The following is a 13,512-nucleotide window of genomic DNA, read 5'->3' as shown; positions in this document are numbered from 1 at the left end:
CCTTCGCGAGCAAGCCCGCTCCCACAGGGGATTTGCGGTGAATTCAAGTCAGCAACAATCACAAAAAAGACCGTGACGACATGTCTGAACCAACCTTTCTGAACAACGAAATTCGCGACTGGCTGATGGATTGCGGCCTGTTCAATCAACTGCTGCCGGCGGACTTTGCCGCGGCTTCGGGCTACTTCAGTATCAGCACCATTGCCCAGGGCGAGGAGATCTTCCAGGAGGGCGATGCGGGGAGTTTCATGTGCATCATCCACACCGGTCAGGTGGCTGTGCAGAAAGCCACCGCTGACGGGCAACGAGTCACCATCGCCACCTTGCGCAGCGGCCGCTCGTTCGGCGAAATGGCCGTGCTCGACGGCGAACGGCGCTCGGCCAGTTGCGTGGCCGCGAGCAACTGCCAGTTGCTCAACCTGGGCAAGGACTCGTTGGAAAAGATGCTCAACGACGCACCGAAAATCGCCGCCAAGATCATCCGCGCCCTCGCCGTGTCTCTTTCCAAACGCCTGCGCATGGCCGACGGCCAACTGCTTTCGCAGCAGGTCTAGCCGCCCGGTGACTTGGGTTTCGGCGGATTGGGCTCCAGGCCCGGTATCGGCTGGTCTTTGGTCGGCGGGCTCGGCATTTCGATCGGCACCAACGGCGGACCGCTACTGCCGGGGCCGACTTTAGGTAATGGCGCCGGGCTGATCTGCGGGTACGGCGTGGGCGTCGCGGTGCCGGGCGAACCGGGCATCGGCGCGGGGCTGACGGGAATCGATTGCAGCTGTTGAGCCTGCACTGCAGTTATCGAGAGCGCGGCCAGGGCAATGACCGTTAGAATGGTGCGCTTCATCAATGGCTCCGTTGACCTTGTCGTCATAAACAGGCTACTCCCAACTGCGTCTGTTTGCCCTCCCGAGTTCTGCCAATTTTCTTCAAGTGAGCCCCATGAAACGTTTCGTTCTGCTGGACACCACCCCCATTCCTGAAAACGGCGGTGCCCTGTGCCTGTTCGAATACGGCGAGGATTTCGTCATCAAGATCCAGGGTGGCGATGGCGGACAATTGATGAACACGCGCATGCACGGTTCCGAAGATGCCCTGGCCGAAATCCCGTGTCGCAAGGTCGCCGGCCGACCGAATTCACGGGTGCTCATCGGCGGCCTGGGCATGGGTTTCACCCTCGCTTCGGCGCTCAAGCACTTGGGCAAGACCGCCGAAGTGGTGGTCGCTGAATTGGTGCCTGGCGTTGTGGAATGGAATCGCGGGCCACTCGGCGAGAAAGCCGGAAACCCGATTCAAGACCCGCGGACCGTGATTCGCATGGAAGACGTGGCCAAAGTCCTGCAAGCCGAGCCCCAGGGCTTCGATGCGATCATGCTCGACGTCGACAACGGCCCCGAAGGCCTGACCCAGAAAACCAACAGTTGGCTGTATTCCGCCGCCGGACTGAATGCCTGCGCCAGAGCCATGCGCCCCAAAGGTGTGCTGGCCGTCTGGTCGGCCAGCGCTGACCGGCAATTTTCCGACAAACTGAAGAAGGCGGGTTTCAAGGCCGAGGAAGTGCAGGTCTTCGCCCACGGCAACAAGGGCACCCGCCACACCATCTGGATTGCCGAGAAGCTCAAGGGCTAGGCTAAACTTCACCCTATAACCGTCATTAGTCTTTCTACAAAGGTGAACCCATGAGTTCGTCCACCCCGACCAACACTTCGAAGCTGGATCGCATCCTCGCCGACAACCAGCGCGACAAGGAAATGGGCTACCGCGACAAGGCCCTGAAGATGTACCCGCACGTCTGTGGCCGCTGCGCCCGTGAATTCTCCGGCAAGCGCCTGAGCGAACTGACCGTGCACCACCGTGACCACAACCACGACAACAACCCGCAGGACGGCTCGAACTGGGAGCTGTTGTGCCTGTACTGCCACGATAACGAGCACTCGCGTTACACCGACCAGCAGTATTTCGACGAAGGCTCGCTGAGCACGCCGAAAATCGCCAAGGCCACGCACAACCCGTTTGCCGCACTCGCCGGGTTGATGAAGAAAGAAGACTGAAGACTTTCAGCGCCTGATCTGGCCTCATCGTCGGAACGCCGCCCGGAGCAAGCTCGCTCCCACATTTGATTTTGTGAACGACACAGATCCACTGTGGGAGCGAGCTTGCTCGCGATAGCAATAGCCCTGCCACCGCCAATCTCCAAACTGACCGCTGCTGCCCAATCCCCGTATAATCGCGCTTTTTTCCGAAAGGCACCCCGCTCGTGGCAGACAAACGGTACAGCTGCATTGGTTTGTATAACCCCAAATCACCGGAGAACGTCGGTTCGGTGATGCGCGCCGCTGGCTGTTATGGCGTGGCGTCGGTGTTCTACACCGGCAAGCGCTATGAGCGCGCCGCCGACTTCGTCACCGATACCAAGCGCGTGCATTACGACATCCCGCTGATCGGCATCGACGACCTGAAGAAAATCCTGCCCCTCAACTGTGTGCCCGTCGCCGTGGAACTCGTCGACGGCGCCCGCCCGTTGCCGGAATACACCCACCCGGATCGCGCGCTCTACATCTTTGGCCCGGAAGACGGATCGCTGGATAAAGAGATTCGCGACTGGTGCGAAGACGTGGTCTACATTCCGACCACCGGCTGCATGAACCTGGCCGCCACGGTCAACGTCGTGCTCTACGACCGTATGTCCAAGGGGCTCAATACCCGCTCCGGGCCAAAATTCCGCTAATCGCCGCACATCCGATTGAACGAGCTGCCCGCCACGGCTGTCAGCTTGACTATCGATCCCTGAAGCCTGGAGACAGACCATGAGCGAACTCAAACGCGTCGAGCGTATCGAATCCACCCCGTTCCAGAGCCCTTCCGAGCAGAACGTGCAGGGCTGGGAACGCATCGGTTCCCTGGCCGGCGGCGTGGTGATGGTGGGCAAGGGGCTGCGGCGTGGCGGGATCTTTGGCCTGATCCAGGTGGCCATCGGCGGCGTGGCCCTGGCCCGTGGTATCACCGGCCACAGCTCGGCGAAAAGCCTGCTGGAGAAAGGCCGTCAGGACATGAATAACGTGCGGGCGAAAATCCAGCGGGCGGGGGAAGAACTGAGCCAGTTGAAGGCCAATGCCGAGGCGGCGACCAAAACCGCCACCGTTACCGGCAATGATTCGTTGGAGTCGCCGAAGACCGGGGTTTGAATCGGGATTTTCGCTGAAGCCACTGGCCTCTTCGCGAGCAAGCCCGCTCCCACATTGGTTTTGTGTCTGGCACAGATCAAATGTGGGAGCGGGCTTGCTCGCGAATGGCGGTATTACTGAATCAACTCGGTACTGAGCACTTTTGAAGAACCACCGATCACGCTCTCGCTGAGCTGAACAAACGCCTGGGTATCGATATCCCCCTGCCGCATCGCCCCGCGCAACACGTCGTCCAGCGACCGCTTGTTGTGGGTTTTCAGGCGAATCTCACGGTCCAGCTCCTGCAGCAACACCACCGCCCTGGCCACCTGCACCGCTGTGATCTGTTCACCGCGCAGCGTGGTGACTTTCTGGCTGCTCCTGAGCAGTTTGCCGTGCAGGTTCTCGTAGCGCTCATCGCTCATGCCCCCGGCCCGGCGCACCAGTTCGATGGCGTAATACTCGGCAAAGCCTTCGCTGATCCAGTCACTGCGCTGAGTGCCGTTGACACGCCCGAACATCTGGGCCAACTCACGGACCAGAGCACTGGTGCCACTTTCGCTGACCAACGGCAGACGGCTGTTGAGATAGATCGACTCGTGCGCCGACTGGCTGCCGCGCCACATTGGATCATTGGCCCCGACGATCAGCAGTTTGCCCGGGTGTCGCGGATACAGCGCCTGCACTTGCGGCCAGACGAAGGTCAGCAGCGTAAGCACATCCATGCGGCGCATGCCCTGCCCCAGCGGTGAGGCGACAGTGACTTCGGTCTCGCCCAGACGAGTACGGCGGCTGCCGAGCTGGCCGGCGAGCATCCAGCCCGTGGGCCGGTCGAACAGTCGGGAAGGGTTGTCGATACGGAATTTATTCGGGCCGATTCGTGGCCACGCGGTTTCAACGCTTTTCCAGCCACCGGGCAGCTCGAATTCAAGGCGTGAAACCAGTTCGATGCCGTCCTGTTGATCGAGCCTGGCAACCGGCACCAGATCGTCGCCGCGCATCAACGCCCAGTTTGGCGTCATGCGCGTCTCGAAGCTGCCGCTCTTGCGCCCGTGGTTGATGTTCACGCGGTAGGTCAGGCTGGCCTTGTCGGCGGCCGGACGCCAGACACCACGCGCCGTTTTACCGGGGGTCAGCTGCCATTGGCCGTCAGCCTTGAAGTCGCTGTAGCGGCTGCCGTCGCCGAGGTTGAAATCCAGGCTGCGTACCGCCGCCCCCTGGGCGAGCGTCAGGCGCACTTCGGCCTGATCGCTCTGCGGCAACAGGCGCACGTGGTAATCCAGATTGACCTTGTTCGCAGCCCATGCGGGCGAATTCACGGCCAGTAATCCAAGGATCCACGCCTGCCGCCATCCCACAGCCATACACACTCCTTCGTGAAATGTTGAACCTCAGGCAATCAGCCCGCGCGGAAAATCAGGTGATCTTCCCAATCATCTTCCGGAACGCTGCCTTCGGCGAGCATGCGCCCGGACTGGGAAATCCGCTCGTGATGAACGGCATCGCGATCACCGCACACCAGGTGATGCCACAACGGCAGGTCCTTGCCTTCGCTGACCAGGCGATAGCCGCAGGTCGGCGGCAGCCATTTGAATTCGTCGGCCTTGCCCGGCGTGAGCTGGATACAGTCCGGTACGGAATCACGACGGTTGGGATAGTCCTTGCACTGGCAGGTTTTCAGGTCCAGTAACTTGCAGGCGATGCGCGTGTAATAGACGCTGTTGTCGTCTTCGTCTTCAAGCTTTTGCAGGCAGCACAATCCACAGCCGTCGCACAGCGACTCCCATTCCTCCTGATCGAGTTGATCGAGGGTTTTGCGTATCCAGAACGGTTCTACTTTGGCGGCCATGGTTCGAGCATCGACATCAGGTGGTGAAAAGGCCGCCAGTCTAGTGCCCGAAGCCCTTTGGGCCAAGCATTGGCGACTGTCGGTAGAACGGGCTTGTCAGTTTTTGCGCTGCCAAGTAGGGTTTTGTGTTGCTCCCACTTTCAAACGTAGCCAGGAATCTCTTGATGAGCGCCAACCCACGCGTTGCCGATTACGCCATTCACCCTCAGTTCACCGATCGCTGGTCGCCCCGCGCCTTCACTGGCGAAACGATTGCAGAGGAAACCCTGCTGAGCTTCTTCGAAGCCGCCCGCTGGGCACCCTCGGCCTACAACTCGCAACCCTGGCGCTTCCTCTACGCACGTCGCGACACGCCGAACTGGGAGCGTTACCTGGGCCTGCTGAACGAATTCAACCGCAGCTGGGCGCAACATGCGTCGGCCCTGGTGATCGTGATTTCGAAAACCACCTTCACCGCGCCTGGCGCCACCGAAGAAACCCCGGCCCTGTGGCACACCTTCGACACCGGTTCCGCCTGGGGCCACCTGGCCTTGCAAGCGAGCCTGAGCGGCTGGCACACCCACGGCATGGCCGGCTTTGACCAGGAGCTGACCCGCAAGGAGCTGAACATTCCTGAAGGCTACGCCCTGCACGCGGCCGTCGCGGTGGGCAAGCTGGGGGACAAGGCGAGCCTGGCGGATTACCTGCAAGCCCGTGAAGAACCCAGCCCGCGTCGGCCGTTGAGCGAGTTGGCGGCTGAAGGTGATTTCACCCTCTAAGCCACTACACATACCAATGTGGGAGCGGGCTTGCTCGCGAATGCAGGGTGTCAGTCGACAATTACAGTGACTGACACCCTGCATTCGCGAGCAAGCCCGCTCCCACATTTTTGATGGCGGTGAATCAGTACCCGCGATCGAAATCCACTTCCCCGCGCAACGCCTCTCCCGCCTGATACGCCCGCAGGTTCTCGACAAACAGCTTCACCATCATCGAAGGCGAAGTCGGTGCCGAGCTGTGGCCGGTCAACAGCAGACCCCAGGCCGTCCAGAACGGATGACGCTGGGGCAAGGGTTCCTGACGGCACACGTCGATCACCGCGCCCGCCAAGTGCCCTTCCTTCAAAGCATCCACCAGATCCGCGTCGACCACCGCCACACCGCGCCCGGCGTTGATGAACAATCCGGTCGGCTTGAACTGCTTGAACAGCGCAGCGTCGTAGATATCGTGTGTTTCCGGCGTGTTCGGCAGCAGGTTGACCACGTAATCGACTTCACCGACCAGCCGCGGCAAATCCGCCAGCGAACCGACCTCGATAAACGGTGCCTGCCCCCGCGCCGTGCTGGCCACGCCATACAACTCGACGCCGAACGGTACGAGGAACTGCGCGACACTTTGACCGATATCACCGGTGCCGACGATCAACACCTTGCGCCCCGCCAGGCTCTGGCCATGGCGACTGTCCCATTTGCGCTCGACCTGGCTGACCAGTCGCGCCAGTACTTCACGTTCGTGACCGAGCATGTACGTGAGCACGTACTCGGCCATGACCTGGCCGAAGATTCCGACCGCACGGGTCAGCCGATAGTGCCGCGGCAAACCATCGGCCAGCAGCGGCGTAATGCCAGCCCAGGTCGATTGCAGCCATTGTGGTTGATGGCCCTGGCGCAACAGGGTCGCCAGCAAATCAGGCTGGCCGAGCCACACCGGGCAATCGGCGGCCTGGCTGGCCAGTTCGGCGGAATCACCGCTGGTCAGCACCTCCAGGTCCGGTGCCGCCTCGCGCAACAGTTGGGCGTACACGGGGTGGTCGTGTTCAGCAATCAGGACGCGCATGCTTCAAACCTTTCAAAAACGGTGCAGACGGTCGCCGACGGAGCGCTGCTCCATCGATGCAGCCATCGCCAAAATCAATCAGTGTTTCATAACCACTCTGAACAGAGTCTGTCTGCCGCTCACATCGGATCGTTGCGACGCAACAGTTCTTCCGGCAAGTGCTCGATGTACTCGTCTTCGGCAGGCGGCATTTGCAGGTGATAGCCCTGTTTTTCGAGGTTTTCCAGCACGACCGCGATGTCCTCGCGCGACAGCTTGCGCTCGGGGCTCAGCACCAGGTCGAACGCGTGGATGGCCTTGCCGAAGGCTGCCATCAGGGGATCCGGCACGCGTTCCAGAGCATCGCTCTTGAGCACATACAGGTACATTTCGTTTCTCTTCGAGCTGCGGTAGATGGAACAAATACGTTTCAAGGCTGTTCTCCGGCGGTGGCCAGGCTGTCGAGCAGCGCCTGGCCCATCAATTCGCGGCGCCAGCCACGCAGCGAATCAGGCAATTGGTAGGGACCATTGGGGAAGCCGCTCTTGAGCAGCGCTTCCAGGGTTTTCTTGCGCAGCATCAGTTCCGGCGCGATGTTCAGGCGCTCGGCTTCGGCCTGGCCTATGGCCTTCATTTGTTTGAGCAGCGCAGCGGCATCCACCGGCAACGGCTCCGGCACGGCTGGCGGCCATTGATCAGGCGACACACTGCCAGAGCGCTTGATCAGATCAAGCAGAAACTCGCCGTCCTGACGCACGGTACGCGGGTGCATGTCTTCGATTTTCGCCAGGGCACCGAGGTTATCCGGTTGCGTACGCGCCAGCGGCCACAACGAATGCTCGCGGATAATCCGGTTGCGCGGCAGGTCGCGGACCCGGGCTTCCTTTTCGCGCCAGGCGCAGAGCTCACGCAAAACGGCGAGTTGAGCGCGGGACAACTTCCAGGCCAGCTTGGCATCGCGATAGACCTCGTACGGGTCGATCTCGCGGCGCAGGTTGGCCACCAGTTCGGCGCCGTCTTCCAGGACCCAGGTGTATTTCTCGTCAGACAGCTTTGGACGCAGCTTTACGAAGACTTCAGCCAAATGCACGGCGTCTTCGGCGGCATAGCTGATCTGGGTTTCGGAAAGCGGACGTTGCAGCCAGTCGGAACGGGTTTCACCCTTGGGCAGGTCGATGCCGAGCACTTCCTGCACCAGCCGCGAATAGCCCATGGAAAAACCGAGGTTCAGGTAAGCGGCAGCCAACTGCGTATCGAACAGTGGCGTCGGCAGGCTGCCAGTCAGGCGTAGCAGGACTTCGAGGTCTTCGCTGCACGCGTGGACAACTTTGAGCACCGCCGGGTTTTCCAGCAACGCGGCCAATGGCTGCCAGTTGTCGATGGTCAGCGGGTCGATCAGATAGGCGCGAACGCCATCACCGATCTGCAGCAGGCCGGCGATCGGGTAGAAGGTGTCGACCCGCATGAATTCGGTGTCGAGGGCAACGAATGGCAACTGTTGCCACTCGGCGCACAACCGTCCGAGGCTATCGTTGTCGCGAATCCAGTGAATATCGATGGCCACACGGCTCTCCCTTGAAGAATGGCGCGCAGTATATATCGCCCCCGGCGATTTCCGCGCATCCACTGAACAAGAGCGTTAGCGAAAATTACTGCGTGACATACAGAATAGTCCTACAAAGCCGGGTTGGCTGGTCTTACCCAGCACCTGGGACTGTCGCGAGAATCACCGTGCCCGGCCAACACCGGCCAAAAACCAGGTCGGCGGTCGTTGCGTGAAACAGAGTCACAGGCGATCAACCCTTGGCCAACACGCCGTCGGTCACTGGACCACGACATCCGGCAAACATGTCCAGATCCTGGTTGTAGACCTTGCTGTTGACCTCCAGCAGCCCAAGCATCGAATGGAACAGGTTGTCCTGGCTCAGGGGCTTTTCACGGCTCTGTTGCAGGCAGTGGGTGTCTACCGCAAACGACTTTTTATAGCTGTCGGAGAACCAGGCAAACATGGCGACATGCTTTTGCTGCTCCGGTGCCAGCATGTAAGGCGTGCCGTGGAGGAACAAGTTGTATTCACCCAGGGACTCGCCGTGGTCCGACAGATACAGCATCGCGGTATCCACTTTGTCCTGGTTGCTGCGCAGCAGATCGATCAAGGTCGACAGCACATGGTCGGTATAGACCAAGGTGTTGTCGTAGCCATTGACGATACTTTCGCGACTGCAATTGTTCAGGGCATTACTCTCGCAAACCGGGGTGAAGCGCTCGAACTCTTTCGGATAACGCTTGAAGTACTCCGGACCGTGGCTGCCCATCTGGTGCAATACCAATACCGTGTCCTTGTCCAGGGTATCGATGAAATGCTGCAGCCCTTGCAGCAGGATTTCGTCGCGGCATTCACTGTTGGCGCACAGCGCCGGGTCCTTCAGATTGCTGACGTCGTCAACGGTGACGCGATCGCACGTACCTTTGCAGCCTGACTGGTTGTCACGCCAGATCACGTCGATACCCGCATGCTTGAGCACGTCCAGCAGGCCTTCTTCGTTCTTTGCCTTGCTGGCGTTGTAGTCCTTGCGTCCCATATTGGAGAACATGCAAGGCACCGATACGGCGGTCTCAGTACCGCAGGAATGCACATCGGTGAATGCGATCAGGCCATCTTCCTTACTCAGTGTCGGAGTGGTGTCGCGGCTATAGCCAAGGATGCCGAAGTTCTCCGCCCGGGCACTTTCACCCACGACAAGAACCGTCAGGGATTTGCGCCCGTGAGTTTGCCAGGCGAGGTTGCGCTGGGCATCTTCACCGATTCTTACAAAGGGTTGCCGTGCCGTCGCTACTTTCTCGCGCAAGAAACCAGCCGAGGCACCAATGTAGTTGCTTGGCACCACCATCAGGCGTAACTCGTGGTGATTGCGAAACAGCGAAGACAGTCCTTGATAGTTAACCAGTGCAACACCACCAATGACTGCTGCCGAGGCAAAAACCACAAGAACTTTACTGAGTAGTTCACGGTGCCAACGACGATAATTAATCGGCGTCTTCCACAACAGCCAGGACGGTAAAACGCCGAGCAGCAAAATATACACAAACAACTTGAGCGACAGTAAGTCACGCACTTCCGTGGCATTGGTTTCAGCAAAATTACGCAACATGCCGGTGTCGATCAGAACACCATACTGGCTCATGAAATACGCCACCCCCGCGCTGGTCATGAACAGCAGGGTCAGGATCGGTTTGAGCACCGGCCGGAATGCCAGCAGGGTCAGCACAATGTTGAAGGCCGCGAAGATCATCGCTCCGAAGGCTACGCGCATGACGATGCCTTTGCCATCGGATGCGGTGATTTCGAACAGGTGTTGCCAAAGTACGTAATTGAAGCCAACTAACAAAAACGTGCTGGCAATCAGTGTCACCCATTCAGGGCGCACAGCTTTAATCTTAAGCATGATATTTGGCGGATCCTGAAAATAAGTATCTTCGGCAAATGTGAAAATTTCATTTACCGAGACAGCTGTAATTTTAGGCAGCCAACAATCAATTTTTTGTGAAAAATAAGCCAACAATTAGTTGGCTTATTAAGTCCGCCTGACACTTTCAGACTATTTGAGAATGGTTCAGCCCCGATTCAGATTCGACTCAAGCCTGATGCAAATACCAGCGCCAGTCCTGCTCACCGACCTCTCCCATGAATTGACGATATTCGGCGCGCTTCACCGCCAGGTAGACGCCGAGGAATTCGCCGCCGAAGGCTTCCCTGGCCCAACTCGAACCTTCCAGCGATCGCAAGGTGGTCAGCCAGTCGGTCGGCAACAGTTTCGCTGCCTGGGCGTAGCCATTGCCTTCCACCGGCGCACCAGGATCGAGTTGTTCGCGGATACCGCGATGAATACCGGCCAAAATCGCCGCAGCCGCCAGATAGGGGTTGGCATCTGCGCCACAGATTCGATGCTCGATGTGCCGGGAATACGCCGGCCCGCCAGGTACGCGCAGGCTTACGGTGCGATTGTCCACGCCCCAGGTGGCCGCCAGGGGCGCATAGCTGTTGGCCTGGAATCGACGGTAGGAGTTGGCGTTGGGGCAGAACAGCAACAGCGAATCGAGCAAGGTACTGAGCATGCCTGCGACGGCCTGCTTGAGCAGTGGCGTTCCATCCGGGGCTTCGCTGGCGAAGAGGTTGTTGCCGTCCTTGTCCGCCAGGCTCACGTGCATGTGCATCCCGGTGCCGGCCAGGTCATCGAAAGGCTTGGCCATGAAGCAGGCTGTCATACCGTGCTTGTGCGCCACCCCCTTGACCAGACGCTTGTAGCGCACCGCTTCATCCATCGCCTGCAGCGCGTCGGTGCGGTGTTCGAGGGTGATTTCCACTTGCCCCGGCGCGTATTCGGAAATGGCCGTGCGCGCCGGAATCCCCTGGAGTTTGCAGGCGCTGTAGAGATCGGCCAGGAACGGCTCGATCTGTTCAAGCTCGCGCAAACCATAGACCTGGGTGCCGCGCGGACGCCCGCCATCGACATCCCGTGCCGGTTGCGGTCGGCCATTGGTGTCGCGTTGCTGATCCAGCAGGTAGAACTCCAATTCCGCCGCCATGACCGGGTAATAACCGTCAGCCTGCAAACCTTCGATGACTTTCGCCAGCAAATGACGAGGATCGGCAATGGTGGCAGGCATTCCCTCCGTCGGGTGCATACTGACCTGCACGGCCGCCGTCGGAATCAGACGCCACGGCATACGCGTGAGGCTGCCGCTGATCGGGTAAGCCCGGCAGTCGATATCACCGACATCCCAGACCAGCCCGGAGTTTTCCACGTCATCGCCGTTGATGGTCAGGCCAAGGATGGTGCTCGGCAATGGCCGACCGCTTTCATACACCGCCAGTAACTCGTCACGATGCAGCAACTTGCCCCGCGGCACACCGTTGTTGTCGAGGATGAACAGCTCGAACATTTCAATATCCGGGTTCTGCTCCAGAAAGGTCAGCGCTTCTTGCTTGGTGGCAAACGAGGTCGTGGCACAACTCATGGGAACTCTCTTTTTCCGTGTCAGACAGGTACGCAAAAGCACCCGCACTTTAATCCCGCCATAAAGCGGAATATGTAGGAACTATCAGCGGAAAAAGCGGGAATCCGGCGGGCGCGCATGGCGGCAATGCCACAGCGCCCAGAAAGCCAGTTCAGAAGGTAGTGCAGAGAGATTTGGCGTGGTGGCGGGCGTGAATCGACGACCAAGTCTCGACGCTCGAACGTCGATGGATGCCTTGAAGTGGATTGCGACTGGCCAACCGCCCATAGAGAGAACCGCAGAAAACAGATGACCCGCAGCGTCACACGATGGCTTAAGTCGTTAAATGAGGATTTGAAGAACCTTGGATGTCGTCTGACTAAACATTTGGCTGTTTTGTGATGCCTTCTGTAGGAGAAGGTCTGTATTTGATTTCTAAATACCACCCCAGACTTTCTGATTTGCCCCCTTCGGGCCTCGCGCGCCTAATCGGAACCCTTCTGTTCAAGGTCCGATCATGGAAAACACCCGAGCCACTTCCCGACCTGCCCTCTGGCTCATGTTCAGCATTGTCCTGGTTGCCCTGAACCTGCGCCCTTCCATGGCCGCTGTCGGGCCTCTGCTCTCGGCGATTCGCGACGACATTGCACTGAGCTTCAGCCAGGCTTCACTGCTGACAATGTTGCCGGTGACGGCCATGGGGCTGGCGATGTTTGTCGGCCTGCGCGTCAGCCAGCGATTCGGCGACCAGCGCACGGTGATGTTCTCGTTGCTGATCATCGGCGTGGCCACGCTTTCGCGGTTGTTCCTTGATTCAGCCGTGGAGTTGCTCCTCAGCGCAGTACTGGCAGGGATCGGGATCGCCCTGATCCAGGCCCTGATGCCAGCGCTTATCAAATCCCGCTTCAGCGACCACGTTGCCCTGTGCATGGGGCTCTACGTCACATCGATCATGGGCGGTGCCGCCATGGGGGCTTCCTTTGCGCCGCTGGTGATGGCGCGTACTGGAAGCTGGCGTATGGGCCTGGCGATCTGGACCGTTCTCGCCGTGCTGGCGTTGCTTTTCTGGCGCAGCCAAAGCGCGGGGATGCCAACACTGGATTCGAAGGCATCCAGCAAAAATTCGTACTTCGCCAATTCCCGCGCATGGTTACTCGCGATTTTCTTTGGCCTGGGCACTGCGTCCTACACCTGTGTTCTGGCCTGGTTGGCGCCGTACTACGTGGAAAAAGGCTGGAGCGAGCAGAACGCCGGATTGCTGCTCGGGTTTCTGACCGCCATGGAAGTGCTGTCGGGCCTGCTGACGCCCGTCATCGCCAACCGCAGCCGCGACCGCCGCGTCGTGCTGATGGTATTGCTGACACTGATCATCGCCGGCTTCTGCGGACTGATTCTGAGCCCACAGCATTTGAGCCTGATGTGGCCATGCCTGCTGGGGCTGGGCATTGGCGGCCTGTTCCCGATGAGCCTGATCGTATCGCTGGACCACTTGGACAATCCATTGCGAGCCGGTGGCCTGACCGCATTCGTGCAAGGCATCGGCTACTTGATCGCCGGCCTGTCGCCGCTGCTGGCGGGGATCATCCGCGACCGGCTCGGCAGCTTTGAATGGGCCTGGTGGTCACTCACCGCGGTCATGGCGCTGATGATGCTGATGGTTTTGCGCTTCAACCCAAGGCACTACAGCCGCCACATCCATTGACCCGGAGCCTG

At 59.6% G+C, this 13,512-nt stretch carries 15 protein-coding genes; 7 read left to right on the top strand and 8 right to left on the bottom strand.

Translation table 11 applies throughout. The features are described 5' to 3' along the window. Positions 1-80: 80 nt before the first annotated feature. Complete coding sequence (locus AC3IT6_RS06790) at positions 81-554, top strand: cyclic nucleotide-binding domain-containing protein (protein ID WP_489354683.1); 474 nt, start codon at positions 81-83, stop codon at positions 552-554. Here the strand turns inward: AC3IT6_RS06790 and AC3IT6_RS06785 are convergent. After that, positions 551-841, bottom strand: coding sequence for a hypothetical protein (locus AC3IT6_RS06785; RefSeq protein ID WP_489354682.1), 291 nt, complete (start codon positions 839-841; stop codon positions 551-553). The two genes, AC3IT6_RS06790 and AC3IT6_RS06785, sit on opposite strands and share 4 nt — an antisense overlap. 95 nt (positions 842-936) lie before the next feature. On the opposite strand from AC3IT6_RS06785, the gene AC3IT6_RS06780 reads away from it, so the two are divergent. From AC3IT6_RS06780 to AC3IT6_RS06765, 4 genes are all read left to right on the top strand, one after another. Next, entirely contained in the window at positions 937-1,623 is a 687-nt protein-coding gene (locus AC3IT6_RS06780) for a spermidine synthase (protein ID WP_489354681.1), read from the top strand. Positions 1,624-1,673: 50 nt separating this feature from the next. Next, the gene (locus tag AC3IT6_RS06775) at positions 1,674-2,045 is read left to right on the top strand and encodes a YajD family HNH nuclease (RefSeq protein WP_007898702.1); all 372 of its coding nucleotides are present in this window, start codon (positions 1,674-1,676) and stop codon (positions 2,043-2,045) included. Between the two features lie 206 nt (positions 2,046-2,251). Continuing rightward, positions 2,252-2,722 carry an RNA methyltransferase gene (locus AC3IT6_RS06770; RefSeq protein ID WP_150724345.1) on the top strand — a complete coding sequence of 157 codons (471 nt, stop codon included), beginning with the start codon at positions 2,252-2,254 and terminating at the stop codon, positions 2,720-2,722. 79 nt (positions 2,723-2,801) lie between these two features. Next, positions 2,802-3,179 (top strand): YgaP family membrane protein, encoded by a 378-nt coding sequence (locus tag AC3IT6_RS06765; protein ID WP_489354680.1) that lies wholly within the window; start codon positions 2,802-2,804, stop codon positions 3,177-3,179. Between the two features lie 113 nt (positions 3,180-3,292). Here AC3IT6_RS06765 and AC3IT6_RS06760 read toward each other — a convergent pair whose 3' ends face one another. Together AC3IT6_RS06760 and AC3IT6_RS06755 are read right to left on the bottom strand one after the other, a co-directional pair. Further along, positions 3,293-4,522, bottom strand: a complete 1,230-nt coding sequence (locus AC3IT6_RS06760; protein ID WP_489354679.1) for a hypothetical protein — start codon at positions 4,520-4,522, stop codon at positions 3,293-3,295. A 35-nt stretch (positions 4,523-4,557) separates the two neighbouring features. Then, positions 4,558-5,007: a YcgN family cysteine cluster protein gene (locus AC3IT6_RS06755; RefSeq protein ID WP_095945369.1), complete on the bottom strand. Its 450-nt coding sequence runs from the start codon at positions 5,005-5,007 to the stop codon at positions 4,558-4,560. Between the two features lie 164 nt (positions 5,008-5,171). On the opposite strand from AC3IT6_RS06755, the gene AC3IT6_RS06750 reads away from it, so the two are divergent. Beyond that, positions 5,172-5,765 (top strand): nitroreductase family protein, encoded by a 594-nt coding sequence (locus tag AC3IT6_RS06750; protein WP_489354678.1) that lies wholly within the window; start codon positions 5,172-5,174, stop codon positions 5,763-5,765. Positions 5,766-5,889: 124 nt separating this feature from the next. On the opposite strand, the gene AC3IT6_RS06745 is transcribed toward AC3IT6_RS06750, so the two are convergent. From AC3IT6_RS06745 to AC3IT6_RS06725, 5 genes are all read right to left on the bottom strand, one after another. After that, on the bottom strand, positions 5,890-6,822 hold the full coding sequence (locus AC3IT6_RS06745; RefSeq protein WP_489354677.1) for a D-2-hydroxyacid dehydrogenase: 933 nt from the start codon (positions 6,820-6,822) through the stop codon (positions 5,890-5,892). Positions 6,823-6,941: 119 nt separating this feature from the next. Then, on the bottom strand, positions 6,942-7,235 hold the full coding sequence (locus AC3IT6_RS06740) for a YcgL domain-containing protein (RefSeq protein ID WP_489354676.1): 294 nt from the start codon (positions 7,233-7,235) through the stop codon (positions 6,942-6,944). Next, entirely contained in the window at positions 7,232-8,365 is a 1,134-nt protein-coding gene (gene rnd / locus AC3IT6_RS06735) for a ribonuclease D (protein ID WP_150755678.1), read from the bottom strand. The genes AC3IT6_RS06740 and rnd overlap by 4 nt, the downstream gene beginning before the upstream one ends. Positions 8,366-8,597: 232 nt before the next feature. Further along, on the bottom strand, positions 8,598-10,247 hold the full coding sequence (locus AC3IT6_RS06730) for a phosphoethanolamine transferase (RefSeq protein ID WP_489356494.1): 1,650 nt from the start codon (positions 10,245-10,247) through the stop codon (positions 8,598-8,600). Between the two features lie 190 nt (positions 10,248-10,437). Continuing rightward, positions 10,438-11,820, bottom strand: coding sequence for a glutamine synthetase family protein (locus AC3IT6_RS06725; RefSeq protein WP_489354675.1), 1,383 nt, complete (start codon positions 11,818-11,820; stop codon positions 10,438-10,440). Positions 11,821-12,316: 496 nt separating this feature from the next. Between AC3IT6_RS06725 and AC3IT6_RS06720 the strand changes: the two genes are divergently transcribed. Then, positions 12,317-13,501 carry a cyanate transporter gene (locus AC3IT6_RS06720; protein WP_489354674.1) on the top strand — a complete coding sequence of 395 codons (1,185 nt, stop codon included), beginning with the start codon at positions 12,317-12,319 and terminating at the stop codon, positions 13,499-13,501. The last annotated feature ends 11 nt before the right edge of the window (positions 13,502-13,512 follow it).

It is taken from the genome of Pseudomonas sp. KH_017 (genome assembly GCF_057840285.1).
The sequence above is the reverse complement of the archived record's forward strand: the minus strand, read 5'-3'. Positions and strand labels throughout refer to the sequence as shown.